At 69.3% G+C, this 24,883-nt stretch carries 23 protein-coding genes and 4 tRNA genes; 10 read left to right on the top strand and 17 right to left on the bottom strand.

Going from position 1 to position 24,883, the window contains the following annotated elements; genetic code table 11:
• Nucleotides 1–6: 6 nt before the first annotated feature.
• Genes ruvC through pdxS form a run of 4 tightly spaced genes read right to left on the bottom strand, consistent with a single transcriptional unit; the run spans nucleotide 7 to nucleotide 2,921 of the window.
• Complete coding sequence (gene ruvC, locus QRO03_RS10460; protein ID WP_502883030.1) at nucleotides 7–618, bottom strand: crossover junction endodeoxyribonuclease RuvC; 612 nt, start codon at nucleotides 616–618, stop codon at nucleotides 7–9.
• Nucleotides 619–657: 39 nt separating this feature from the next.
• A complete protein-coding gene (locus QRO03_RS10455) occupies nucleotides 658–1,416 on the bottom strand; it encodes a YebC/PmpR family DNA-binding transcriptional regulator (RefSeq protein ID WP_183419632.1) in 759 nt (252 codons plus the stop codon).
• 10 nt (nucleotides 1,417–1,426) lie between these two features.
• Nucleotides 1,427–2,047, bottom strand: a complete 621-nt coding sequence (gene pdxT / locus QRO03_RS10450) for a pyridoxal 5'-phosphate synthase glutaminase subunit PdxT (RefSeq protein WP_285137437.1) — start codon at nucleotides 2,045–2,047, stop codon at nucleotides 1,427–1,429.
• A complete protein-coding gene (pdxS, locus tag QRO03_RS10445; protein ID WP_285137436.1) occupies nucleotides 2,037–2,921 on the bottom strand; it encodes a pyridoxal 5'-phosphate synthase lyase subunit PdxS in 885 nt (294 codons plus the stop codon). Before pdxS ends, pdxT begins: the two co-directional genes overlap by 11 nt.
• A gap of 118 nt (nucleotides 2,922–3,039) precedes the next feature.
• On the opposite strand from pdxS, the gene QRO03_RS10440 reads away from it, so the two are divergent.
• Both QRO03_RS10440 and pdxY read left to right on the top strand, forming a co-directional pair.
• Nucleotides 3,040–4,380 (top strand): aminotransferase class I/II-fold pyridoxal phosphate-dependent enzyme, encoded by a 1,341-nt coding sequence (locus QRO03_RS10440; RefSeq protein ID WP_285137435.1) that lies wholly within the window; start codon nucleotides 3,040–3,042, stop codon nucleotides 4,378–4,380.
• Nucleotides 4,377–5,231: a pyridoxal kinase PdxY gene (gene pdxY, locus QRO03_RS10435; protein WP_285137434.1), complete on the top strand. Its 855-nt coding sequence runs from the start codon at nucleotides 4,377–4,379 to the stop codon at nucleotides 5,229–5,231. The genes QRO03_RS10440 and pdxY overlap by 4 nt, the downstream gene beginning before the upstream one ends.
• A 99-nt stretch (nucleotides 5,232–5,330) precedes the next feature.
• Here pdxY and QRO03_RS10430 read toward each other — a convergent pair whose 3' ends face one another.
• From QRO03_RS10430 to thrS, 3 genes are all read right to left on the bottom strand, one after another.
• Nucleotides 5,331–6,326: an RICIN domain-containing protein gene (locus tag QRO03_RS10430; protein WP_285137433.1), complete on the bottom strand. Its 996-nt coding sequence runs from the start codon at nucleotides 6,324–6,326 to the stop codon at nucleotides 5,331–5,333.
• Between the two features lie 680 nt (nucleotides 6,327–7,006).
• Entirely contained in the window at nucleotides 7,007–7,519 is a 513-nt protein-coding gene (locus QRO03_RS10425) for an HIT family protein (RefSeq protein ID WP_285137528.1), read from the bottom strand.
• A gap of 107 nt (nucleotides 7,520–7,626) precedes the next feature.
• Entirely contained in the window at nucleotides 7,627–9,612 is a 1,986-nt protein-coding gene (gene thrS / locus QRO03_RS10420) for a threonine--tRNA ligase (RefSeq protein WP_285137432.1), read from the bottom strand.
• Between the two features lie 82 nt (nucleotides 9,613–9,694).
• Between thrS and QRO03_RS10415 the strand changes: the two genes are divergently transcribed.
• Nucleotides 9,695–10,846, top strand: a complete 1,152-nt coding sequence (locus QRO03_RS10415; RefSeq protein WP_285137431.1) for an SLC13 family permease — start codon at nucleotides 9,695–9,697, stop codon at nucleotides 10,844–10,846.
• Between the two features lie 27 nt (nucleotides 10,847–10,873).
• Here QRO03_RS10415 and QRO03_RS10410 read toward each other — a convergent pair whose 3' ends face one another.
• The 6 genes from QRO03_RS10410 to QRO03_RS10385 all read right to left on the bottom strand — a co-directional run bounded on the left by QRO03_RS10410 (nucleotide 10,874) and on the right by QRO03_RS10385 (nucleotide 13,376).
• Nucleotides 10,874–11,266, bottom strand: coding sequence for a TIGR03618 family F420-dependent PPOX class oxidoreductase (locus tag QRO03_RS10410; protein ID WP_285137430.1), 393 nt, complete (start codon nucleotides 11,264–11,266; stop codon nucleotides 10,874–10,876).
• Between the two features lie 39 nt (nucleotides 11,267–11,305).
• The gene (locus tag QRO03_RS10405) at nucleotides 11,306–11,689 is read right to left on the bottom strand and encodes a DUF7882 family protein (protein WP_285137429.1); all 384 of its coding nucleotides are present in this window, start codon (nucleotides 11,687–11,689) and stop codon (nucleotides 11,306–11,308) included.
• 203 nt (nucleotides 11,690–11,892) lie between these two features.
• Entirely contained in the window at nucleotides 11,893–12,306 is a 414-nt protein-coding gene (locus tag QRO03_RS10400; protein ID WP_285137428.1) for a PPOX class F420-dependent oxidoreductase, read from the bottom strand.
• A 762-nt stretch (nucleotides 12,307–13,068) separates the two neighbouring features.
• A tRNA-Val gene (locus QRO03_RS10395) sits at nucleotides 13,069–13,140 on the bottom strand.
• 27 nt (nucleotides 13,141–13,167) lie between these two features.
• A tRNA-Cys gene (locus tag QRO03_RS10390) sits at nucleotides 13,168–13,238 on the bottom strand.
• 65 nt (nucleotides 13,239–13,303) lie between these two features.
• Nucleotides 13,304–13,376: transfer RNA gene (locus tag QRO03_RS10385), tRNA-Gly, on the bottom strand.
• A gap of 152 nt (nucleotides 13,377–13,528) precedes the next feature.
• On the opposite strand from QRO03_RS10385, the gene QRO03_RS10380 reads away from it, so the two are divergent.
• A tRNA-Val gene (locus QRO03_RS10380) sits at nucleotides 13,529–13,601 on the top strand.
• A gap of 45 nt (nucleotides 13,602–13,646) precedes the next feature.
• Here QRO03_RS10380 and QRO03_RS10375 read toward each other — a convergent pair.
• From QRO03_RS10375 to zapE, 3 genes are all read right to left on the bottom strand, one after another.
• The gene (locus tag QRO03_RS10375; protein WP_285137427.1) at nucleotides 13,647–14,177 is read right to left on the bottom strand and encodes a type II toxin-antitoxin system PemK/MazF family toxin; all 531 of its coding nucleotides are present in this window, start codon (nucleotides 14,175–14,177) and stop codon (nucleotides 13,647–13,649) included.
• A gap of 72 nt (nucleotides 14,178–14,249) precedes the next feature.
• On the bottom strand, nucleotides 14,250–15,524 hold the full coding sequence (locus tag QRO03_RS10370; protein WP_285137426.1) for an ammonium transporter: 1,275 nt from the start codon (nucleotides 15,522–15,524) through the stop codon (nucleotides 14,250–14,252).
• Between the two features lie 164 nt (nucleotides 15,525–15,688).
• A complete protein-coding gene (gene zapE, locus QRO03_RS10365; RefSeq protein ID WP_285137425.1) occupies nucleotides 15,689–16,726 on the bottom strand; it encodes a cell division protein ZapE in 1,038 nt (345 codons plus the stop codon).
• Nucleotides 16,727–16,844: 118 nt separating this feature from the next.
• Between zapE and QRO03_RS10360 the strand changes: the two genes are divergently transcribed.
• A complete protein-coding gene (locus QRO03_RS10360) occupies nucleotides 16,845–17,747 on the top strand; it encodes a sulfurtransferase (protein WP_285137424.1) in 903 nt (300 codons plus the stop codon).
• A 46-nt stretch (nucleotides 17,748–17,793) separates the two neighbouring features.
• The gene (locus tag QRO03_RS10355; protein ID WP_285137423.1) at nucleotides 17,794–18,234 is read left to right on the top strand and encodes a SufE family protein; all 441 of its coding nucleotides are present in this window, start codon (nucleotides 17,794–17,796) and stop codon (nucleotides 18,232–18,234) included.
• A gap of 174 nt (nucleotides 18,235–18,408) precedes the next feature.
• Here QRO03_RS10355 and QRO03_RS10350 read toward each other — a convergent pair whose 3' ends face one another.
• Nucleotides 18,409–19,614 (bottom strand): alpha/beta hydrolase family protein, encoded by a 1,206-nt coding sequence (locus QRO03_RS10350; protein WP_285137422.1) that lies wholly within the window; start codon nucleotides 19,612–19,614, stop codon nucleotides 18,409–18,411.
• A gap of 25 nt (nucleotides 19,615–19,639) precedes the next feature.
• Here QRO03_RS10350 and QRO03_RS10345 point away from each other — a divergent pair, with 25 nt between their 5' ends.
• The 4 genes from QRO03_RS10345 to QRO03_RS10330 all read left to right on the top strand — a co-directional run bounded on the left by QRO03_RS10345 (nucleotide 19,640) and on the right by QRO03_RS10330 (nucleotide 24,852).
• A complete protein-coding gene (locus QRO03_RS10345) occupies nucleotides 19,640–20,230 on the top strand; it encodes a DUF3000 domain-containing protein (RefSeq protein ID WP_285137421.1) in 591 nt (196 codons plus the stop codon).
• Nucleotides 20,223–21,419, top strand: coding sequence for a ribonuclease D (locus tag QRO03_RS10340; protein WP_285137420.1), 1,197 nt, complete (start codon nucleotides 20,223–20,225; stop codon nucleotides 21,417–21,419). The genes QRO03_RS10345 and QRO03_RS10340 overlap by 8 nt, the downstream gene beginning before the upstream one ends.
• Before the next feature lie 71 nt (nucleotides 21,420–21,490).
• A complete protein-coding gene (locus QRO03_RS10335) occupies nucleotides 21,491–22,699 on the top strand; it encodes a thiolase family protein (RefSeq protein WP_285137419.1) in 1,209 nt (402 codons plus the stop codon).
• Entirely contained in the window at nucleotides 22,696–24,852 is a 2,157-nt protein-coding gene (locus tag QRO03_RS10330) for a 3-hydroxyacyl-CoA dehydrogenase NAD-binding domain-containing protein (RefSeq protein ID WP_285137418.1), read from the top strand. The genes QRO03_RS10335 and QRO03_RS10330 overlap by 4 nt, the downstream gene beginning before the upstream one ends.
• The last annotated feature ends 31 nt before the right edge of the window (nucleotides 24,853–24,883 follow it).

Below are 24,883 nucleotides of genomic sequence, written 5' to 3'. Positions count from 1 at the left end.
ACCAGCCTACGCGCCGGTTCGTACATTCGTTCGAGCGACACGGGGCTGTGGAGAACGACGCTTCTCGGCGTCGCGCCACGCACGCTGGGCGGGCGTCAGGGTGGTCTCTCCCGAGGCCGGGGCGGCTCCCCCTCGCCACGCGTGGCACAGCGCGATGGCCAGCGCGTCGGCGGCATCCGCGGGCTGGGGAAGGACGTCCAGGCGTAGCACCCGCGCGACCATCGTCTGCACCTGCAGCTTGTCCGCGGAACCGTAACCGGTGATCGCCGCCTTGACCTCGCTCGGGGTGTGGGTGGCGGCCGGGATGCCGTGTTCGGCGGCCAGCAGGAGCGCGATGCCGCTGGCCTGGGCCGTCCCCATCACCGAGTGACGGTTGTTCTGCGCGAAGACGCGCTCGACGGCGACCACGCCCGGATCGTGCTCCGCGAGCACGAGACGGATACCGGCGGCGATCGCCGCCAGCCGCTTCTCGATGGGGTCGGTCGTCAGGGAGCGGACGACGCCCACGTGCACCAGCGACGCGGTGCGGTTCGGCGAGACGTCGACGACCCCGACGCCGCATCGGGTGAGGCCGGGGTCGATGCCGAGCACGCGGAGATTACGGGACACGGCCCCCACGCTAAGCGCAGGGGCCGTGTGCGAATCGAGGGCGCGCCCTTACTCGTCGTTCTCGAGCTCGGCCTGCACCTCGGCGGTGAGGTCGAAGTTCGTGTAGACGTTCTGCACGTCGTCGCTGTCTTCGAGGGCGTCGATGAGGCGGAACACCTTGCGGGCGGTGTCGGCGTCGACCTCGACCTTGAGCGAGGGGACGAACTCGACGTCGGCCGAGTCGTATTCGATGCCGGCCTCCTGCAGAGCGCTGCGCACGGAGACGAGGTCGGTGGCTTCGGTGATGACGCCGAACCCTTCGCCGTGCGGCTCGACCTCTTCGGCACCGGCCTCGAGCACGGCGAGCATGACGTCGTCTTCGGTCGTCCCCTCGGCGGGGACGACGATGACGCCCTTGCGGCTGAAGTTGTAGGCGACGCTGCCCGGGTCGGCGAGGGTTCCGCCGTTACGACTGAGGGCCGTACGCACCTCGGCGGCGGCGCGGTTCTTGTTGTCGGTCAGACACTCGATGAGGAATGCCACGCCGTTGGGGCCGTAGCCCTCGTACATGATCGAGGCGTACTCGACCGCTTCGCCGCCGATGCCGGCGCCGCGCTTGATGGCGCGGTCGATGTTGTCTTTGGGGACCGAGGTCTTCTTGGCTTTGAGGACCGCGTCGAACAGCGTCGGGTTGCCCTGGAGGTCGGCTCCACCGAGCTTCGCCGCGACCTCGATGTTCTTGATGAGCTTGGCCCACGACTTGGCGCGACGCGAGTCGATGACCGCCTTCTTGTGCTTGGTCGTGGCCCATTTGGAGTGTCCGGACATGTCTTCCAGTCTAGAGCGCGGGCGCGTCCGTGCCGCGTCGGGCGTTCACGTGATCGAGGAAGCGGCGGTGGAAACGCGTCTCGCCCGTCGACTCGGGGTGGAATGCCGTGCCGAGCAGCGCGCCCTGCTCGATGGCGACGACACGCCCGTCGGGAAGGGACGCCAGGGGCATGGCATCCGGTCCCCACTCCACGACCGCGGGGGCACGGATGAAGACGGCGTGCACGGGCGGCTCACCCAGCGCCGGCACCTCGAGGTCGGTCTCGAACGACGCGGTCTGGCTCCCGAAGACGTTGCGCGCGACGCGCGCGTCGATGCCTCCGAACGTCCGCTGACCGGCGATGGCTCCGTCGATGCGGTCAGCCAACAGGATCAGGCCCGCGCACGTGCCGTACATCGGCAGCCCCGCGGCGATCGCCGCGCGGATCGGGTCGAAGAGGCCGAAGGCGCGCGCGAGCTTGTCGATGACGCTCGACTCGCCGCCGGGGAGGACGAGACCCTCCACGGCGGCGAGCTCCTCGGGCCGACGCACGGGACGCGCGTCTGTGCCGAGGGCGGTCAACATCGACAGGTGCTCGCGCACATCGCCCTGCAGGGCGAGGACTCCGACGCGCGGGCTGTTACCAGCCACGCTCGGCCAGGCGGTGCGGGGCGGGGAGGTCGGCGACGTTGATGCCGACCATCGCCTCGCCGAGTCCGCGGGACGCCTCGGCGACGATCTTCGGGTCGTCGTGGAAGGTGGTGGCCTTCACGATCGCCGCGGCGCGCTGGGCGGGGTTGCCGGATTTGAAGATGCCGGAGCCCACGAACACGCCGTCTGCGCCGAGTTGCATCATCATGGCGGCGTCGGCCGGGGTCGCCACTCCCCCGGCGGTGAACAGCACGACGGGCAGCTTTCCGGTCTCGGCGATCTCGGCGACGAGGTCGTAGGGCGCCTGCAGCTCCTTCGCGGCGACGTAGAGCTCGTCCTTCGTCTTGGCGCGCAGGGAGTTGATCTCTCCGCGGATGGTGCGGATGTGCTTGGTCGCCTCCGACACGTCGCCGGTGCCGGCCTCGCCCTTGGAGCGGATCATCGCCGCCCCCTCGGTGATGCGGCGGAGAGCCTCGCCGAGGTTGGTCGCACCGCACACGAACGGCACCGTGAAGCCGTACTTGTCGATGTGGTTGACGTAGTCGGCGGGCGAGAGGACCTCGGACTCGTCGATGTAGTCGACGCCGAGCTCCTGCAGGATCTGCGCCTCGACGAAGTGGCCGATGCGGGCCTTGGCCATGACCGGGATCGACACGGTGGCGATGATGTCGTCGATGAGGTCGGGGTCGCTCATGCGGGCGACGCCGCCCTGGGCGCGGATGTCGGCGGGGACGCGTTCGAGGGCCATGACGGCGACGGCTCCGGCGTCTTCGGCGATGCGGGCCTGCTCGGCGGTGACGACGTCCATGATCACGCCGCCCTTGAGCATCTCGGCGAGACCGCGCTTCACGCGGGAGGTTCCGGTGTCGGTCATGTCCACTCCGTTCCGCGCCTGTGGGCGCGAGGTTCCGCGCTTCGGGGCGCGATCTATTGGCTTAGGCCAAACCGTAGCATGGCGCAGGACATAGGCTGGCGGTGAGTCGAGGGGGCGTATGAGCATCGATCTGACCGGCAGTTCGGCATCCGGGATCGCCGCCGATCTGCGTACGCGCATCGAACGCGGCGAGCTGGCCCCGGGCACATTGCTGCCCTCCGTGCGCGCCGTCGCCGTGGATCTCGGTATCAATCGCAACACCGTGGTCGCCGCCTACCGGCAGCTCGCTCAGGCGGGCCTCGTGGAAGCGCGCGGGCGCGGCGGCACACGCGTCGCCGACCGCACCGCGGTCGCCCAAGAGGGCTACGCGCCCGACACCGTGCTGCGCGACGTCGGAACGGGCAACCCCGACCCCGCCCGCATCCCGGATCCGACCGCGGCCCTCGCCCGCTCGACCCGACCCGTGCTCTACGGCGAGCCCGTCATCGACCCCGGTCTCGAGGCCTGGGCGCGCGCCTGGATGACCGATCAGCTCCCCCACGACGACGTGCGCATCACCGTCACCAGCGGCGCGAGCGACGCGATCGAACGTCTGCTCGCCCAGGCCCTCCAGCGTGACGACGCGGTCGCCCTCGAAGACCCCTGTTTCCTCTCGGCCCTGCACACCGTGCGCACCGGCGGATACCGGGCCGTCCCCGTCGCGGTGGATGCCGAGGGCATGACCGTCGACGGACTCCGCGCCGCGCTCGAGGCGGGAGTTCGGGCCGTGATCTGCACGCCGCGGGCGCACAACCCCACGGGCGCGAGCCTGAGCGCCGCGCGCGCGGCGTCGCTGCGCGCGGTGCTCGAGGACCACCCGTACGTCCTCGTCATCGAGGACGACCATTTCTCCCTCCTCTCGCGGGCGCCGCTGCATTCGGTCATCGGTCCCGCGCAGCGGCGATGGGCGCGCATCCGGTCGATGTCGAAGTTCCTCGGGCCCGACACGTGCCTCGCCGTGACGGCATCCGATCCCGACACCGCCGACGGCCTCGCCGTGCGTCTGACGCCGGGCACCACATGGGTGAGCCACATCCTCCAGCGACTGACTCTCGCGCTCGTGACGGACGACGCCGTCCGCGCCGACATCGAACGCGCGGCCGAGCACTACGCCGCCCGAAACGCCGCGTTCGCGCGGGCGCTGACGGAGCGGGGACTCCCCACCACCCCCGGGGACGGGCTCAACCTGTGGGTGCCGCTTCCCGCTCCGGCGGGGATCGTGCGCGAGGAGCTCATGCGACGGGGCTGGCTCGTCCGCGAGGGCGACCCGTTCTTCCTCTCACCCGATCATGCGGGGGCGTTCCTCCGGCTCACCGTGCACGACCTCGACGATTCCTCGGCCGCAGCCCTCGCCGACGACATGGCCCTCGCGGCCGGGACGCGTCGCCCGGGCGTGCGAAGTGGAAGGATCGAGGCATGAAGGTTCTCTCGATCCAGTCCGCCGTCGCGTACGGGCACGTCGGCAACTCCGCCGCGGTCTTCCCCCTCCAGCGCATCGGCGTCGAGGTCCTGCCCGTCTACACGGTCAACTTCTCCAACCACACCGGATACGGCGCGTGGCGGGGTCCGCTCATCTCCCCCGACGACGTGGCGGCCGTCATCGCCGGCATCGAGGATCGCGGGGTGTTCCCCGACATCGACGTGGTGCTCTCGGGCTACCAGGGCGGAGAGGGCATCGCCGATGTCATCATCGACACCGTCGCGCGGGTCAAGAAGGCGAACCCGGATGCCGTCTACGCCTGCGATCCCGTCATGGGCAACGCCAAGTCGGGGTGCTTCGTGGCCCCGGCCATCCCCGAGCTGCTGCGGGAGCGGGTCGTGCCGGTCGCCGACGTCCTCACGCCGAACCAGTTCGAGTTGGGCTTTCTGACCGGCACCGATCCCGGGAGCATCGACTCGACGCTCGAGTCCGCCGACGTGCTGCGCGCCCGCGGCCCGCGGACCATCCTCGTCACGAGCGTCGAGCGGCCGGACCGCGAGGCCGACACCATCGAGATGATGGTCGTCGACGACAGCGGCGCGTGGATCGTGCAGACCCCGCTCATCCCGATGAAGGCCAACGGCTCGGGCGACGTCACCGCGGCGCTGTTCACCGCGCACTACCGCCGCAGCGGCGGCGATGCGGCCGACGCGCTCGCGCGCACGGCATCCAGCGTCTTCGATCTGCTGACCAACACGTACGAGTCGGGGTCGCGTGAGCTCCGTCTGATCGAGTCGCAGGAGGCCTACGCCCACCCGCGCCTGCAGTTCGGCGTGCGGCAGGTGCGCTGACCCTCTCTGCTCGGCTCCTTCTGCTCGGGCGGACACGACTCCGGGACCGACCGTCGTCGAAACGGTCGATCCCGGAGCCGAGGTGTGAACCTCGAGCGGTCAGAGTCCGTCGTGGTGCATCGCCTGGACGAGACGCACGTTGCGATCGAAGCTCAGCTCGTTGTACTCGTTGGAGTAGTTCAGGCCGTAGGGCCACATGTGGCCGCCTCCGCCGTTGATCCGCGCGTCGGGGCCGTCCCAGCTGCGCAGCAGCGGGAGAGCCGCGGGCCAATCCTGCGCGTTGATCTTGTCCTGGAAGTTCCCGGCCGTTCCCACGCCCACGGTGTGCGAGATCTCGTGCAGCGCGGTGCCCTCCTGCATGAAGCCGCGGTTGGCGCCGAAGCGGATGTGGCCGTAGATCGTCGCGTCGGCGGTCTGCACGCCGGTGTTGTACTCCACCGTCAGGTGCCGCTGGGTGTTGTTGAAGCGGTTGTAACGGGCGATCGCCCGGTCCATGACGTCGGTGATGCGGGCGTAGGCGTCGAGTTCATCGGCCGACGGATTCGCCGATCTGTACAGCGTGTACGTCATCTTCGACACGTTCGGGTCGGTGAGACGCCAGCGCTGCACGTTCGACCCGTTGCAGGTGACCTGCGAGAGCAGACCCCCGTCCACCGGTGAGGCGACGCTCTGCAGGCAGAGATCGTTGTGCTTGTTGCGGATTTCGGTCCAGCCGCCTCCCACGTCGGTCAGCTGCCACTGCTGCACGGCCAGGCCGTTGCACGACCACTGCCGCACCTCCGACCCGCTGGCGGTGGCGAAGTTGTAGTTGTCGAGGCAGAGGTTGCTGTATTTGTTCTTGATCTCGGCGTGGCCGTTGCCGAGGTCGGTGATCGCCCACAGCTGGTTCTGACCCTCGAGACACGTCCACTGGCGCACCTCGGCGCCGGGCTGCGTGTTGAAGGCGTAGTCGTCCATGCAGAGGGTGTTCTGCTGGTTGCGGATCTCCTGGTTTGCGCCGGTGCCCACCGGCGCGCTCGGCGCCGCCGAGGCGGGTGCCGCTGTGCCGAAGGCCGTGAACCCGATGATCAGGGCTGAGAGCGCAGCGGACAGCATCTTCGCCGTCGCCCCTCTCGTCTTCGTGGGGGGAGTCGTCCGTGACTTCGTCGTCCGTGACATGGTTTTCCTCTCGTGTCGTCGGACCACCCCGAAGTGGCCCGAGGGTGCGCGACGCGCATGCGTCGTCAGACGGAGCACGGCGCGCGTGCGCCCGCCCTGTGCCGTGGGGACGCAGGGATCGCCGATGTCGTCGATGGACGATGTCGCCGGGGGGCGCGACAATCACGGGGTGAGACACCGATGTTGGCGCTAACATTCCGCTTGCTGGCGATCTTGCTGCACGCGATGCGGGGTGTCAAGGATGGTTTGCAGATGGAGTCCAACAATTGCCTCGCGCCGCGGGTGCATCAGGCCGGCCGCTCGTGCCCGCAGCGGCGGAGCGCCGTGGACGACCCGCTCGTCCGCCCGAGACATCGTCGATGCGTCGACGGATCCGGCGCGGCCGCGCCCGATCAGCGACCCGCCTGGCCGCACCCGATCAGCGACCCGCCTGGCCGCACCCGATCAGCGACCCGCCTAGTGGCACCCGATCATCGACCCGCCCGGCCGCACCCGATCAGCGACCGCACCCGATCAGCGACGCGCGCGGTCGCGCTCGATCAGCGACCCGCGATCGGCGGCAACAGCCCCGGGGCGTTCGGGCTCGATGGCGACGGTCGGTCCCCGCGGGATGTTGCTCAGTCGTTCCACGCGTCCGCGACCGCACGGCGGACGTCTCCCAGCAGTTGGGGAAGCGCCTTGGTCTTGGCGATGATCGGGAAGAAGTTGGCATCCGACGCCCAGCGCGGAACGATGTGCTGGTGCAGGTGCGCATCGACTCCGGCGCCGGCGATCGCGCCCTGATTCATGCCCAGGTTGAATCCGTCGCATCGCGACACCGCGCGCAGTACCCGCATGCCGCGCTGCGTCAGCGCACCGATCTCCGCCACCTCCTCCTCGGTCGCCTGGTCGTACGTGGCGATGTGCCGGTAGGGGCAGACGAGCAGATGCCCGGAGTTGTAGGGGAAGAGGTTGAGCAGCACGTAGGCGGTCTTCCCGCGCGCGACGATGAGTCCGTCCTCGTCGCTCTTGTCGGGAGCCGCGCAGAACGGGCAGTTCTTCTCCATCGGTTCGCGCCCGGCGGAGATGTAGGCCATACGGTGCGGGGTCCACAGACGTTGGAACTCGTCGGGTACGCCCGGCAGCGTCATCGCGTCGACGAGCTCCGCGTCGGTCGTGATCGATCCGGATGCCGCCGCGGGAGTGCTCGCGCCGGATTCCTGCGACGAGCCGGCCGCGACGGCATCCGGATCGCTCGTCACGCCAGGTCCTCGGCGGTGTTCACCAGCGTGCGCGCGGCGATCGCGCCGGTGATGCGCGCGACGGCCTCGTCGACGGGTATGCCGTTGAGCTGCGTGCCGTCTCGGAAACGGAACGAGACGGTGCCGTTCGATCGGTCCTGCTCGCCGGCGATCAGCATGAGCGGCACCTTCTGCGTGGTGTGCGTGCGGATCTTCTTCTGCATGCGGTCGTCGCTGTGGTCGGCCTCGGCGCGGACGCCCGTGGCCTTCAGGTCGGCGACGATGCCCTGGAGGTAGTCGCCGTACTCCGCGGCGACGGGGACCGCCACGACCTGCACGGGTGCGAGCCAGACCGGGAATGCACCGGCATAGTGCTCGAGCAGGATCGCGAAGAAGCGCTCGACCGAGCCGAAGAGCGCGCGGTGGATCATGACAGGGCGGTGCTTCTCGCCGTCGGGACCGGTGTATTCCAGCTCGAAGCGCTCGGGCTGGTTGAAGTCGAGCTGGATCGTCGACATCTGCCACGTCCGGCCGATCGCGTCGCGCGCCTGCACGGAGATCTTCGGTCCGTAGAACGCCGCGCCACCCGGGTCGGGTACGAGCTCGAGACCCGAGGCCTCGGCCACCTCGCGGAGCGTCTCGGTCGCCTCGGCCCACAGGGTGTCGTCGCCGATGAACTTCGGGTTGCCCTCTTCTTTCGTGGACAGCTCGAGGTAGAAGTCGTTCAGGCCGTAGTCGCGCAGGGTCTGCAGGACGAAGTCGAGGCTGTGGGTCAGCTCGCCCTTGACCTGGTCGGCGGTGACGTAGATGTGGGTGTCGTCCTGGGTCATGCCTCGCACGCGCGTGAGACCCGAGAGGGTGCCGCTCTTCTCGTAGCGGTAGACCGACCCGAACTCGCTCAGGCGCAGCGGGAGCTCCCGGTAGCTACGACCGCGCGAGCGGAAGATGAGGTTGTGGAACGGGCAGTTCATGGGCTTCAGGTAGTACTCCTGGCCCTCCCGCGAGACGTGACCGTCGGCATCCACGACCTCGTCGAGCACCATCGGCGGGTACATGCCGTCGGCGTACCACTGCAGGTGCCCGCTCGTCATGAACAGGTCGCCCTTGGTGATGTGCGGGGTGTTGACGACCTCGTAGCCGCCGGCGAGCAGACGCTCGCGCATGTACCGCTCGATCTCGTAGCGGATGATCCCGCCCTTGGGGTGGAACACCGACAGACCAGGACCGATCTCGTCGGGGAACGAGAAGAGGTCGAGCTCCTTGCCGAGCTTGCGGTGGTCGCGTTTCGCGGCCTCCTCCAGGCGGTGCTGGTACGCGCGCAGCTCGTCTTTGGTCGGCCACGCGGTGCCGTAGATGCGCTGCAGTTGGGGGTTCTTCTCGCTACCGCGCCAATAGGCGCCGGCGATGCGCGTGAGGTCCCAGCCGTTGCCGATCAGGCGCGTGCCGGGCACGTGCGGTCCGCGGCAGAGGTCTTTCCACGCCGTCTCGCCGTCGCGGGTCACGTTGTCGTAGATGGTCAGCTCGCCGGCGCCCACCTCGACGGACGCTCCCTCGGCGGCCTCGGCCGACCCGCCCTTGAGTCCGATCAGTTCGAGCTTGAACGGCTCGTCGGCGAGTTCGGCGCGGGCCTCGTCGTCGGTGACGACGCGGCGGACGAAGCGCTGGTTCTCGCGGACGATGCGCTCCATCTCCTTCTTGACGACCTTGAGGTCGTCGGGGGTGAAGGGCTCGTCGACCTGGAAGTCGTAGTAGAAGCCGTCGGTGACCGGCGGGCCGATGCCGAGATTCGCCTGCGGCTTGACGCGCTGGACCGCCTGCGCGAGCACGTGGGCCGTCGAGTGACGAAGGATCGAGAGGCCGTCGGCACTGTCGATCGTGACGGGCTCGACGGCGTCGTCGGCGGTCACGGTCGTGGCGAGGTCTTTCAGCTCTCCGTTCACGCGCAGCGCGACGACCGAACGGTCGGGGAAGAGGGCGAAGCCATCGGCGGGGAAATCAGTCACAGCGCATCTCCTGAAGGGGTCGATTCCAGGCTACCCGGCGGCCGTGGCCTCGATCGCACCGGGTGTGCCCCATAGTGGAGCGGTGACTCTGGCCATCATCGGCGGCGTGCTCTGGATCCTCGGGATCGTCGCGCTGCTCACCGGCGCCTTCCCCGCGAGCGACGCCCTCGCCGTCGCCGATCGGGTGTGGCCGATCCTGCTGTTCGTCGTCGCCGTCACGGTCGTGGCGGAGCTCGCGTCGAAAGCGGGGCTGTTCGACGTCGTGGCCGCCCGTCTGGCGCGCATCGCGCGGGGCCGCACGGTCTGGCTGTGGGTGCTCGTGGTCGCCCTGGCGACGGTGGCGACCGGGTTCCTCTCGCTCGACACGACGGCGGTGCTGCTGACTCCCGTGGTCATCTCGATGGCGGTGGCGCGAAAGCTCGACCCCCTCCCCTTCGCCTTCGTCACGGTGGTGCTGGCCAACACCGCATCCCTCGTGCTGCCGGTGTCGAACCTGACGAACCTGTTGGCATCCGAAGCCCTCGGCGGCGGGCATGACCCCGTCGCGTTCCTCGCGCTGCTGGGCCCTTCGGCGTTGATCGCGATCGCGGTGTCCGTCGTCGTGCTCACCCTGGTGTTCCTGCGCCGCCTGCCCAAGACGTACCCGGATGTCGCCGCCCCCACGGTCTCCGACCCGGTCCTGTTACGCGTCGCAGGCGTCGTCACCCTCGCCCTGCTGCCGCTGCTCGTGGTGGGTCTCGAACCGTGGATGCCGGCACTCGGTGCCGCCGTCGTGCTGGTGGTGGCGTTCGCGTGGCGTGCGCCGCGGGCTCTCGGCATCCGTCTCGTGCCGTGGTCGCTCCTGGTCTTCGCGGGCGGCCTCTTCCTCGCGGTCGGCGCGCTGGAAGCGCTCGGCATCGGGCGGGTGACGACGGTGCTGGCCGGCACCGGCGACGATCTCGTGTCGCTGTGGCAGCTTGCCGGCGTGGGCGCGCTGGCGGCGAACGGCATCAACAACCTCCCGGCCTACCTCGCGTTGGAGTCCGTCGCGGGCTCCCCCGCGCGCCTCGCCGCCCTGCTGGTGGGTGTCAACGCCGGACCCATCGTCACGCCCTGGGCGTCGCTGGCGACGTTGTTGTGGCATGAGAGGCTCGTCGCCGCCGGCGTCGAGGTGAAGTGGAGTCGGTTCATCGTGCTCGGCGCCGTCATCGCGCCGCTCATCCTCCTGCTGGGAGTGCTTCCGCTGTCACGGTGAGCCCTGCGGGATCGGCAGCGGTCGCTCTCAGCCCTCGTAGGCGCGGGCCCACGCCTTCGACGGCTCGATGAGCCAGGCGGCGAGTCCTTCGCGCATCTCGTACGGGCCGCCCGTGTAGAGAGCCGAGATGCGGTCGACGAAGGGCAACGCGTCGTCGCCCTCGATGCGCTCGACCGCCCGGCCGCGTACGAAGGCCATCGCGTACGGGTTGTCGGCGCCGGTCACCGAGATCGCGACGCGCGGGTCGCGGCGGAGGTTCCGGTCCTTCAGCGTGTCGACCTCGGTGAAGATCGCGAGCCGGTCGCCCTCGACGCCCACCCATAGCGGGATGGAGTGCGGAGACCCGTCTCGCATCAGGGTCGCGAGGTGCGCGACGGCATTCGTCTCGAAGTACGGCTTGGCCTCGGTCCAGTCGGTCATGACCGGGACAACAGCGGAGCCGATGCGCCGCATTCCCACTCAGGAGCGTGCGGCCGCCGGAGCCTGCTCGTTGGGAACCTCGCGGAACACCATCTCGTCGCGTTGCGTGCTCTCGCGGGGGCTGAACTCGTCGGGCTCGGGGATGACGTAGAGCCCACGACCGGAGTTGGCGTTGTAGGTGAGGGCGTGCAGCCACGCGGGGCTCATCTGCGGGGAGCGGCTGCCGTGATACTTGAAGACCAGTGAGACGTTCGGGTGGATGTACACCGTCGTCCGGCCGCCGCCGGTGCTGATGTCGTCTTTCCACGTGAAGGGGAAGCTCTCTCCGCGTCGCACCTTGGCCATGATCACAGCCTGAAGATGGGCGAGGAGACGGTCCTCGAAGTCGACCTTGATGTTGCCGTCATAGATGAATTTGCCCACGGTACCCCCCTACGAGGTCATCGCCGCCGCCGCGCGCGCCTCGGAGCGCGCGAAGGGTGCGGGACCCGGGGGCGATGACCGCTGTTTCTCTTCCGGCACTGTCTCGCGCGGCGGTGCCCCTCGCAAACCCCCTTGCACGCTCCATCGCTTTGCGGATAGCGCCATGCGTCCGAGAGCCGTGCGGGTCGTCGGCCGGAGCGTCGTCAGGCGGAACGGGAGATGCGGATGATGACGCGGTCGCCGGGCTTGCGCTGCACGCGACGCACCAGTGATTCGAATCCGAGGATGGCCCGATACTGCAGTCCGTACTTGCGCCGGAGAGCGGTGTCGGCTCGTTCGTCGTCGGTGGCAGGCCCCGCGATGCGGCCCTGAGCCTCCACGGTGATGGCGTCCGGTTCGACCGCGCCCATGCGGCTGCAGGGGCGGAGGGTCACTCGCGCGTCGTTCCGCAGACGTTTCACCTTGCCCGTCGTCCGCTCGCTGGTGACCACCAGCTCCTCGCCGTCGCGTGCGATCCACACCGGCACGGCGACCACCGCACCGTTGCGGCGATAGGTGCCGAGCGAGACGAACGGGGATGCCGCGATCTCACGCCACAGGGTGTCGGGAACAGTCATGACGTTCAGGCTACTGGCCGCGCAGGCACTGTTCGCGGTCGAGGACCCCCGGGGACGGGGTCTTCCGCGCGGTGCGGGCGACGGAACCTCAAGATGAGCGCAAGGAAGGCGCAAGGGTGGGCGAGACGTCCGTGCCGCCACGCCCTCCTCCCCTACCGTCGAGGTGTCCCCGCCGCTCGGTTGACCCCACACCCGTTCCAGCTGCGGCGGGGACGATCATCTCCCGGTCCGACACGGGGTCGTGCGGGTCGAGTGGCGGGGTGTCCTCACCGGGCGCGGTCGTGTCGTCGACGACCGTCGCTTGCTCGGACCTTTTCCCCGCCGCGGACCCGGCCATTCTTTCGTCCGCGGTGGGTGCCCGTCGTGCCGGCGGACACGCGTGTTCCCGCGGTTCACGGCGACCGGCGCATATGAACAAGCTCAACATCTTCTGAGGACCCGATCAAGATGGGCGATTCCGTGTCCCCCATTTGGCGGACATGGGATAGCTTTTACCTGTCCCCGCCGCCAGGCACTCCGCAGCCCCCCTTACTGGCGGCGGGGGCGACACTCTCCCGCAGGTGATGCACCGCGGTGATCGAGTGGCTTCCCGCCTCGAGCGAAGGTGGCCCACGCCCGGGATCGCGGCGACGCACGGGCCGGCGCTGAGGTTCGCGTGCGACAGGGCTGCGCGGCGGCGCCACGTCGGCGCGCGTCACCGCATCCGGTGGAGCGACTCCCGGGGAAACCAAAAAACCCCCGGCGAGCCGGGGGTTTCTTCGGTGCGCGATACTGGGATCGAACCAGTGACCTCTTCCGTGTCAGGGAAGCGCGCTACCGCTGCGCCAATCGCGCCTGTACAGGCTGTTCTATTGTGAGTTGAGGTGGCGACGGGATTCGAACCCGTGTAAACGGCTTTGCAGGCCGGTGCCTAGCCGCTCGGCCACGCCACCGTGTGTGGTTCGACCCACGTGTCGTGATGCTCCGCCGGTTTCCCAGACGGATATCCCTCCACTCGAGCGGATGACGAGACTCGAACTCGCGACCCCAACCTTGGCAAGGTTGTGCGCTACCAACTGCGCTACATCCGCATTTCGTTCCCGGGGCTTGCCCCGAGCACTCGTAAGACATTACCCGATCTGGGCGTCCGCGCAAAACCACACGCGGCCCGGGTGTGTCTGCCCTGGTTGGTCTGAAGCACCGTCCGGCATCCGGTACGATCGTTGAGTCCCGTTCAGGATGCGGGCGATTGGCGCAGTTGGTAGCGCGCTTCCTTCACACGGAAGAGGTCATCGGTTCGAGTCCGGTATCGCCCACCGCACAGCCCCCGGTTCGCCGGGGGTTTCGTCGTTTCCGGGCACTCAGCCCCGCTGCCACCCGTACCGCGCGGCGAGGGCCGCGGCGACGGCGTCGAATCGCTTGCGGTCCAGGGCGGCCGCCTCACGGCGCATGCCCGCGTCGTGGACGAGGTAGACCTGCTCGACGTCGATCCACGAGGGACGGTTCTGCGGGTCCCACTCCCCCGTGCCCAGCGCGAGGTACTGCCGGTCGCCGTCGTGCGGTTTGCTCGTCAAGCGCACGGCGTACGAACGGGTGGCATCCGCTCTGCCGATGACGAGCACGGGGCGGTCCTTGCCGCGCCCGTCGCGCTCCTCGTAGGGCACCCAGGTCCAGACGATCTCGCCGCCGTCGGGTGCGTTGTCGCGCTGCGGAGCGTAGGTGAGCGTCAGCCGGCGCGGAGGGTCGATCTCGGCCGTCTCGGTCCCACGCGGGGCCACAGGGCGTTCCGACGTCTTCGCCGCCGCTGGCCGGACCGATGTCGAGCGCGTCTGCGGTGTGGACGGGCGCAGGAGGCCGAGGACGGCGGAGATCAGGCGAGATGCGGTTCCCATACCGCCCACCCTAGACACGACGAACGGGGCGCCACCGACGAGTCGGTGACGCCCCGGACGGGGTGAAGCGGATCAGCCGCGGGTGTCGGAGAGCACGTAGCCCTCTTCACCGTGCACGACGGTGTCGATGCCAGCGATCTCGTCCTCGTTCTTCACGCGGAAGCCGATCGTCTTGTCGACCGCGAAGCCGATGACGAAGGCGAGCACGAACGAGTAGATCATGACGGCGAAGGCGGCGATGGCCTGCACCATCAGCTGCGTGAGCGAGCCGCTGTAGATGAGACCGGTGCCGTTGGCGAAGATGCCGAGGTACAGCGTTCCGATCAGACCACCGACGAGGTGGATGCCGACCACGTCGAGCGAGTCGTCGAAGCCGAGCTTGAACTTCAGCTCGATCGCGAGCGCGCAGACCGCACCGGCGACGAGGCCGAGGACGATCGCCCAGACCGGCGTCAGCGAGGCGCAGGCGGGGGTGATGGCTACCAGACCCGCGACGGCACCGGAGGCGGCGCCGACCGAGGTGGGCTTGCCGTCCTTGATCTTCTCGACGATCAACCATGCGAGCAGGGCTGCGGCGGGAGCGGCGATCGTGTTGACGAACGCGAGGGCGGCGGTGTTGTCGGCGGCGAGCTCGGAGCCGGCGTTGAAGCCGAACCAGCCGAACCACAGCAGGCCCGCACCCAGCAGCACGAACGGCGGGTTGTGGGGGACGTGCGCGCCCTTCTGGAACCCGACGCGCTTGCCGAGAACCAGGGCGAGGGCGAGGGCTGCGGCACCGGCGTTGATGTGCACCGCGGTTCCACCGGCGAAGTCGATCGCTCCGACGCCGAAGGCGTCCTGCATGCCGTGGGTGATCCAGCCGCCGTACGAGAAGGACGCGTCGTCGGCGAGGCCGAAGTTGAACACCCAGCTGGCGACGGGGAAGTACACGACCGTGGCCCAGATGGCCGCGAAGACCATCCACGCGCCGAACTTGGCGCGGTCGGCGATGGCGCCCGAGACGAGCGCGACGGTGATGATGGCGAAGGTGGCCTGGAAGGCGACGAACGCGAGGGGCGGGTAGGCGGCACCCTCGGGCGTCTCGAGCACGCTGGCGAGGCCGAAGTTGGTGAAGTCGATCGTCCAGGGCACCTGGGTGGTGCCCTCAGCGGTGCTGGGGAAGGCGATGGAGTACCCGTAGAGCACCCACAGAACGCCCATGAGTCCCATCGCGCCGAAGCTCATCATCATCATGCTGATGACGCTCTTGGCCTTGACGAGGCCGCCGTAGAAGAATGCGAGTCCTGGCGTCATGAGCAGCACGAGTGCCGCTGCTATCAGGATGAATGCGGTGTTGCCTTGATCCATCTCGGAGGGAACCTCTCTGCAGGGACGCAGGTAAAGCGTCGGGTCCCCTCAGTGTTCCGACCCCCGGTTACCGTCGGCGTTCGCCTCGTGTTTCGGGCACGTTACAGAGCGCTCACTCCGGTAAACACTGCGTTTCGCGCACCTTCAGACCGCTGATGAGCGGCTCACGAATGCGTGAGCGCCACCATGCGCGACACCGCGCGCAAATACTTCTTGCGGTAGCCGCCGCCCAGCATCTCATCGCTGAACACGCTGCTCAACGGCACACCGGTCGCCCGGATCGGGATCTGCGCGTCGTAGGCGCGGTCGACGAAGGCGACGAGGCGCAACGCGGCCGACTGGTCGTGCAGCACCTGCACGTCGCGCAGGCCGATCGTGGTGACGCCGTCGATGAGGCGGATGAACCGTGAGGGGTGCACGCGCGCGAGGTGACCCACGAGCTCCGAGAACGCGTCATCGGATGCCACTCCCCCGGCGGAGGCGGCATCCACCGCCTGTCGGTACTCGTCGTCGCCGAGCACGCGGGCCGCACCGTCGATGGCGCGCTGGCGGTAATCGGTGCCGTCGATGCGGATGGTGCGGAAGCTGTCGGACATCGACTGGATCTCGCGGAGGAAGTCCTGAGCGGCGAACCGCCCCTCGCCGAGCGCGTTGGGAGGGGTGTTCGAGGTCGCGGCGAGCCGCGTTCCGGATGCCACCAGCTCGCCCAGCAGGCGGGTCATCACCATCGTGTCGCCCGGGTCGTCGAGCTCGAACTCGTCGATGCAGAGCAGGTCGGAGCCGCGGAACAGCTCTACGGCCTTCGCGTAGCCGAGCACGCCGACCAGCGCCGTGTATTCGATGAACGAGCCGAAGTACTTCCGGCGGGCCGGCATCGCGTGGTAGATCGAGGCCAGCAGGTGCGTCTTTCCGACACCGAACCCGCCGTCGAGGTACACGCCCGGCTTGACCGGCGGTGCCTTCTCGGCCCGGCGGAAGAACCCGCCCTTCTTCGCCGGTGCCGACTGCCTGCCCGCGAACGCCTGCAGCAGCTCCTTCGCCTCCTGCTGCGACGGGTATGCGGCATCCGCCCGGTAGGACTCGAAGGTCGCGCCGTCGAACTGCGGCGGGGGCACGAGGGCACTGACCATCTCGGCTCCCGAGACGGCCGGCTCGCGCTCGGTGAGGTGGATGAGCCCTGTCGTTGCGGGAGTCGAGGTCATGGCCGTCCTGTGTCCAAGTCTTACGGGAGGGTGCGTGCCCCGACACGGCGGATCTAGGGTCGAAGGTGCGGTGTCCAGCCTATGCCGCCGCATCCATCGCCCTGACCGAGGAGATCCCGTGACCGTCGAGTTCGACACCACCTCGCCCAAGTTCGCCGAGTACGCCGAGCCCGGCCGCCTCGTCACCGGTGAGTGGCTGCAGGAACGCCTCGGCCGGCCGGGTCTGGTCGTGGTCGAGTCCGACGAAGACGTCCTGCTCTACGAGACGGGGCACATCCCCGGTGCCGTGAAGGTGGACTGGCACACGGAGCTGAACGACCCCGTCGTCCGCGACTACGTCGACGGCGAGGGGTTCGCGCAGCTGCTGAGTCGCAAGGGGATCTCGCGCGACGACACGGTCGTCATCTACGGCGACAAGAACAACTGGTGGGCCGCCTACGCGCTGTGGGTGTTCTCGCTGTTCGGCCACGACGACGTGCGCCTGCTCGACGGCGGCCGCGACAAGTGGATCGCCGAGGGGCGCCCGATCACGACCGACAAGACGGTGGTCGAGGCCACCGACTACCCGGTGGTCGAGCGCGACGACTCCGTCATCCGCGCCTACAAGGACGACGTGCTCCGCCACCTGGGCGATCCGCTCATCGACGTCCGCTCGCCGGAGGAGTACTCGGGCGAGCGCACGACGGCTCCCGCCTACCCCGAGGAGGGGGCGCTGCGCGCCGGGCACATCCCGAGCGCACAGAGCGTGCCGTGGGGCAAGGCCGTGGCCGAGGACGGCGGGTTCAAGTCGCGTGCGGAACTGGATGCCATCTACCGCGACGGCGCGGGCCTGAAGGACGGCGACAAGGTCGTGGCGTACTGCCGCATCGGTGAACGGTCGAGCCACACGTGGTTCGTCCTGCGTCACCTCCTCGGGTTCGACGACGTGCGCAACTACGACGGCTCGTGGACCGAGTGGGGCAGCGCGGTCCGCGTGCCCATCGTCTCGGGCGCCGAGCCCGGCGAGGTGCCCGGGCGCTGAGGCCGCCGACGAGCCGGAGCGCGGTGGGCGTGGGAGGATGACGGTGATGTCCGCCAACGCCCTCCCCACCCGCCTCGCCGAGATCCGCGACGAGTTCCTCGAGCTCGACGAGCCCGACCGGCTGCAGCTGCTGCTGGAGTTCTCGCAGGAGCTCCCCGAGGTGCCGGCGGAGTACGCCGACCACCCCGAGATGCGCGAGCGGGTCGTCGAGTGCCAGTCGCCGGTGTACATCATCGTCACGGTCGACGCCGACGACAGCGTCGCGATGCACGCCACCGCTCCGGCCGAGGCGCCGACCACGCGTGGTTTCGCGAGCATCCTCGCGCAGGGGCTCACGGGGCTCAGCGCCGACGAGGTGCTCTCCGTGCCCGACGATTACCCGCAGAGCATCGGCCTCACCCGCGCCGTGAGCCCGCTACGTATCGCCGGGATGACGGGGATGCTGATGCGCGTGAAGCGTCAGGTCGGCGCGAAGCGCGCCGCCTGAGTCCCACGTCTCCGGGTTCGGGGCGGTTCTCGCGCGTCGGGGCGTGAAAAGACGGCCCCGAACGGCCGATCCCGCCCCGAACGGCCGATCCCGCCTCGAACGGCCGATCCCGCCTGGACCGAAGAGAAAGCCGCACCTACGCCGGTCCAGGCCTCGGCCGACCGTCCGCCGGCATCAGTCGCGGGCGAGACCTTGCGCCCGTACCCAGTCCGCGATGGCGGTGACCCAGCGGGTCTCGTCGTAGTTCCACAGCTTCGTGTGGCGTGCCACGTGGAAGGTCTCCATCGTGACGAGGTCGGGCCGGGCCGCGGCCAGCGCGTGCGACGCGTCGGACGGTACGAATCCGTCGTCGTCGCTGTGAAGCACGAGCATCGGATGCCGGAGCTCGCGGGCACGTGCCACGCCGTCGAGACGGTCAAGGGGGATCGCCTCGCCGCTGCCCAGGACGGCCGCGCCCCAGTTCGACGCGAGGGCGTTCTGGGCGACGGCGATCACCGGCGCAGGCAGGCGCATGAGCCGGCCGTGGAAGCGGAGCACCGTGCGCCAGTCGATGACTGGCGATTCGAGCACGAGCCCCGCGATGACATCGGCGTGGGGAGACTCGAGCGCCGCCTGCAGAGCGAGCGCGCCGCCCATCGACCACCCCATGACGATGACGTGTCGGGCGCCCTGGCGACGCGCGTACCCGATGGCGGCATCGAGGTCCCGCCACTCTGTGGCTCCGAGCGCGTAGGTGCCGGAGGCACTCTTCGGCGCCTCGCCGTCGTCGCGATACGACACGACGAGGCTGGTGATGCCCAGGTCGTGGAAGACGGGGACCGCCCGCAGCGCCTCGGCCTTCGTCGTACCGCGCCCGTGCACCTGGATCACCCACACGTCCGTCGCCGCCGGGGCCGCGAACTCCCAGGCGGGGCAGGGGCCGACGCCGGTGTCGATGTCGACCGTGCGGAACGGGCGATGCACCTGTTCGGGGCGGTCGTAGTACCACCCGCTCAAGGCGGCATCCGGTGCGAGGTCGCCGTCGGAGGCGACATGCGTGAGCAGTTTGCGGGTCACCGTGGTCTCGTCTTCGCCGACGATGGACCCGAGGCGGACGTAGTCGACCGAGCCGACCGTGAACAGGCCGTACCTCCCCGGCAGGGCCGTGTCGGGTGTGCGCGCGAGGGTGATGGTCTGTGCGGCAGCGTCCACGCGCACGATGCGCGTGTCGGGCACGCGGCCCGCGGGCTGCACGACGGTGCGGGCCACGCGCAGCGACACCGCGCCGACGGCGGCCGCCGAAGCGGCGAGAGTCAGACCCAGAGCCGACAGGGCGATCCGGATGCCGGTCGCTCCGCGTTGCGTTGCGCGGAGATCTGCGGCGCGCCTGGGAGCGTTCATCGAGGCCTCACTCTAGTCTGTGGCCGTGAGTGACCAGCGCGCGGCGGAGGCCGCCAGCCCCTTCGCGCGGGCAGCCGAAGAGGTGCACGGCACCACCTTCCGCGAAGATCTGGTCGTGCGGGAGATCCCGTCTCCGGCGGGGCTCGCACCGTTCTCGCTGGCGTTGGCCGGTGATGTGCGACCCGAGGAACACGCCACGGATTCGCCCTTCGGTACAGGTCGCTTCATCTTGCTGCACGACCCCGAGGAGCCGGAGCCGTGGGGCGGGGCGTGGCGCATCGTCTGCTTCGCGCAGGCTCCCCTCGAGCCCGAGATCGGTGTCGATCCCCTTCTGGCGGAGGTGGCCTGGTCGTGGCTCATCGACGCCCTCGACTCCCGCGGAGCCGAGCGGCACTCGGAGTCGGGCACGGCCACCAAGACCCTGTCCACCGGCTTCGGCGCCCTCGCGTCGCAAGGCGAGGGGTCGCAGATCGAACTTCGCGCGTCATGGTCGCCGCGCGGTCCCTTCCGCCCGCACCTCGAGGCGTGGGCGGAGCTCGTGTGCATGCTCGCCGGCCTCCCCCCGGGGTCGGAGGGTGTCTCAGTGTTCGGAGCCCGGAGGCCCACGCGTGGTTGAGTACATCGTCATCGAGGATGCCGCGGGGCTCAGCTCCGCGTGCGAGGCACTGGCGGGCGGGCACGGTCCCGTCGCGGTCGACGTCGAACGGGCGTCGGGGTTCCGCTATTCGCAACGGGCCTACCTCATCCAGGTGTTCCGGCGCGGGGCGGGCGTCTTCCTGTTCGACCCGTCGACCATCGAGGACTTCGCGCCGCTGCAGGCGGCGATCGGCGACGCCGAATGGGTGTTCCACGCGGCGAGCCAGGACCTGCCTTCTCTGCGCGAGCGCGGTCTCGAGCCGCCGTCCATCTTCGACACCGAGCTGGGCTCCCGCGTGCTCGGTCACGAGCGCGTGGGCCTCGGCGCCGTCGTCGAGCAGACCCTGGGCATCACCCTGGCCAAGGCCCACTCGGCCGCCGACTGGTCGACGCGCCCGCTGCCGGCATCCTGGCTCGAGTACGCCGCCCTCGACGTGGAGCACCTCATCGACGTGCGCGACGTGCTCGTGGCCGAACTCGAGGAGCAGCGCAAGACGGAGTTCGCCCGGCAGGAGTTCCAGGCGGTGCTCGAGCGCCTCCCCAAGCCCGCACGCGACGACCCCTGGCGTCGTCTCAGCGGTCTGCACTCGGTGCGCGGGCGTCGCTCCCTCGCCGTCGCCCGTTCGCTCTGGCAGGCCCGTGAGGATTACGCACGGGAGCAGGATGTCGCTCCGGGTCGTCTGGTGCCCGATCGTGCCCTGGTGGCGGCGGTCCTGGCCGACCCGGCGAGCAAGCAGGCGCTGGCCGGTGTGAAGGAATTCAACGGGAGGGCCAGCCGCACGCAGCTTGACCGGTGGTGGAACGCCATCGTGGCGGGCCGCGAGGCGACGGACCTCCCCGCCGACCGCGTTCCGAGCGACACGCTGCCGCCTCCGCGCGCATGGGTCGACCGCAACCCCGAGGCCGACCGGCGACTGAAGGCCGCGCGTCCGGCGGTCGAGGCGCGCGCGGAAGAGCTGCGGATGCCGACCGAGAACCTCCTCACACCCGAGACGCTGCGCCGCGTGGCGTGGGCTCCGCCCGCCGAGGTGACAGCCGAGTCGATCGGCGCGGCCCTCGCCGACCTGGGTGCGCGACCCTGGCAGATTGATCAGACCGCACAGGTGATCGCGGATAGCTTTGTAGCTTCCCTCAACGCGGACGACGACGCCCCCGCCGAGGATTCGTAGGTTCGGACAACCGATTCCCGGGCGCGAAACGGCCTTCCTAGGCTGGGATCATCCCCAACACAGGAGGCAGAGTGGCCGAGATGACGGACGTCTTCTTCGTCGACGGAATGCGCACCCCCTTCGGGCGCGCCGGCGAAAAAGGCATGTACTGGAACACCCGCGCCGACGATCTGGTGGTCAAGGCGATCATCGGGTTGATGGAGCGCAACGGCGACGTGCCCAAGGACCGGATCGACGACGTGGCGATCGCCGCGACCTCGCAGACCGGTGACCAGGGACTGACCCTGGGACGGACGGCGGCGATCCTCGCGGGCCTGCCGATGACCGTGCCCGGTCTCGCGATCGAGCGCATGTGCGCGGGCGCCATGACGAGCGTCACGACGATGGGTGCGTCGATCGGCGTCGGCATGTACGACCTCGCCCTCGCCGGCGGCGTCGAGCACATGGGTCGCCACCCCATCGGCGGTAACGTCGACCCCAACCCGCGCTTCGTGGCCGAGAAGCTCGTCGACCCGGGTGCGCTGAACATGGGCGTCACCGCCGAGCGCATCCACGATCGCTTCCCGCACCTCACGAAGGAGCGCGCCGACCGCTTCGGCGCCGCGAGCCAGCACAAGGTGCAGGCCGCGTATGAGGCGGGAAAGATCCAGCCCGACCTGGTCCCGATCGCCGTCAAGGACGCCGCGGGCGCGTGGGGGCTCGCCACCGAAGACGAGGGGCGTCGCCCCGAGACGACGGTCGAGGGTCTCGCGACGCTCAAGACGCCGTTCCGCCCGCACGGGCGCGTGACGGCCGGCACCTCCTCGCCCCTCACCGACGGCGCGACGATCAGCCTGCTCGCCGGTGCGGGCGCCGTGAAGGAGTTCGGCCTTGCGCCGAAGATGCGCATGGTCTCGTTCGCCTTCGCGGGCGTCGAGCCCGAGATCATGGGCATCGGCCCGATCCCCTCGACCGAGAAGGCCCTCAAGAAAGCCGGTCTCACGATCGACGACATCGGTCTGTTCGAGCTGAACGAGGCGTTCGCCATCCAGGTGATCTCGCTGCTCGATCACTTCGGCATCGCCGACGACGACCCGCGCGTGAACGCCTGGGGCGGCGCCATCGCTCTGGGCCATCCGCTCGCGGCATCCGGAGTCCGTCTCATGATCCAGCTCGCCGCGCAATTCGCCGAGCGTCCCGATGTGCGCTACGGCCTCACCGCCATGTGCGTGGGTCTCGGTCAGGGCGGCTCGGTCATCTGGGAGAACCCGTTCTTCGACGGAAAGAAGAAGCGCAAGTGACCGACTACGCACTCATCGACTTCACACCCCTCGACGCCCTCACCGGCGACGAAGTGGTCACCCACTCCCCCGTCCGTGACGTGCGGCTGCCTTCAGGCCACGTGCTCGCACTAATCACGCTCGACAACGGGCGCGATCACACGCGGCCGAACACGCTGGGACCGGCGACTCTGGCCGAGCTCGGGCAGACGCTCGAGACGCTGAAGAAGCGTGCGGTCGCGGGTGAGATCCACGCGGTCGCGATCACGGGCAAGCAGTACATCCTCGCCGCGGGCGCCGACCTGTCCGACGTGGCGAAGCTGCCCTCGAAGGATGTCGCACGCCTGATCGCGCAGCGAGGTCACCAGGTGATCGGCTCGTTGTCGGAGCTCGGCGTGCCCTCGTTCGCCTTCGTGAACGGACTCGCCCTCGGCGGTGGCCTCGAGATCGCACTCAACTCGACCTACCGCACGGTCGACTCCTCGGCCGCGGCGATCGCCCTGCCCGAGGTGTTCCTCGGCATCATCCCCGGGTGGGGCGGCGCCTACCTGCTGCCGAACCTCATCGGCATCGAGAACGCGCTCGAGGTCGTCGTCTCGAATCCGCTCAAGCAGAACCGCATGCTCAAGCCCCAGCAGGCGTTCGACCTCGGGATCATGGATGCCATCTTCCCGGCGGCCTCCTACCTCGAGGATTCGCTGCGCTGGGCCGACGGCGTGCTCACCGGCCGGGTGCGCGTGGAGCGCAAGAACGAGCCCGGCAAGCTCGAGCGCCTGACCAAGTGGCCCATCGCCATCAAGATGGCCCGCGGCATGCTCGAGTCGAAGATCGGCACCGTGCCCCGCTCCCCCTACGTCGCGCTCGACCTGCTCGACAAGGCGAAGAGCGGCACCAAGGCCGAGGGCTTCGCGCGGGAAGACGAAGCATTGGCCGAGCTCATCACGGGCGATCAGTTCGCGGCATCCATGTATGCCTTCGATCTCGTGCAGAAGCGCGCCAAGCGTCCGGTCGGGGCGCCCGACAAGACGCTGGCGAAGAAGGTCACGAAGGTCGGCGTCATCGGTGCGGGACTCATGGCCTCGCAGTTCGCGCTGCTGTTCGTGCGCAAGCTGCGGGTTCCCGTGATCATCACCGACCTCGATCAGGGTCGGGTCGACAAGGGCGTGGCATCCATCCGCGAAGAGATCGGCAAGCTCGAGGCGAAGGGTCGCCTGGACGGCGACACCGCCAATCAGCTGCGCGCCCTCGTGCACGGCACGACCGACCGTTCGGAGTTCGCCGACTGCGACTTCGTCATCGAGGCCGTGTTCGAAGAGGTGGGCGTCAAGCAGGAGGTCTTCTCCGCCATCGAGAAGATCGTGGCCGATGATGCCATCCTCGCGACCAACACCTCGTCGCTGTCCGTCGCCGAGATCGGCTCGGTGCTGCAGAACCCCGAGCGCCTGGTCGGCTTCCATTTCTTCAACCCCGTCGCGGTGATGCCGCTCATCGAGGTCGTGAAGACGGATGCCACATCCGACGCCGCTCTCTCGACGGCTTTCGTCGTCGCGAAGGGTCTCGGCAAGAACGCGGTGCTCACCGCCGACGCGCCGGGCTTCGTGGTGAACCGTCTGCTCGCCAAGGTGATGGGTGAGGCCGCACGCGCGGTCTACGAGGGAACGCCGATCACGGTGGTGGAGAAGGCGTTCGCGCCCCTCGGCCTGCCGATGGGTCCGTTCCAGCTCATCGACCTGGTCGGCTGGAAGGTCGCCGCCCACGTGCAGGACACGATGGCGAACGCCTTCCCCGATCGGTTCTTCTCGTCGGAGAACTTCCACGAGCTCGCGGCGCTTTCTGGAGCGGACGGCAAGGCCGAGGTCGTCGAGAAGGACAAGGGCGGCCGGGTGACCGGTTGGACCAAGGCCGCGCAGAAGGTGCTCGTGACCGGCAAGACGGCCGTCGCACCCGAGACGATCCTCGCCCGTGTGCAGGACGGCCTCGCCCAGGAGATCAAGGTCATGCTCGACGAAGGCGTGGTGCCCGAGGTGCAGGACATCGACCTGTGCCTCATCCTCGGCGCCGGCTGGCCCTTCATCGACGGCGGGGCCTCGCCCTACCTCGATCGCGAGGGGGCGTCGGAGCGCGCCTTCGGCGACACGTTCCACCATCCGCCCATTCGCGGCATCGGGGCCTGACCCCGGTTACGACAGCGGCGCCGTCCCCGAG

The sequence above is a fragment of the Microbacterium sp. lyk4-40-TSB-66 genome, from assembly GCF_030209475.1.
Lineage (GTDB): Bacteria > Actinomycetota > Actinomycetes > Actinomycetales > Microbacteriaceae > Microbacterium.
Note: the sequence above shows the minus strand (reverse complement) of the source record. Positions and strands in the feature narration are given on the sequence as shown.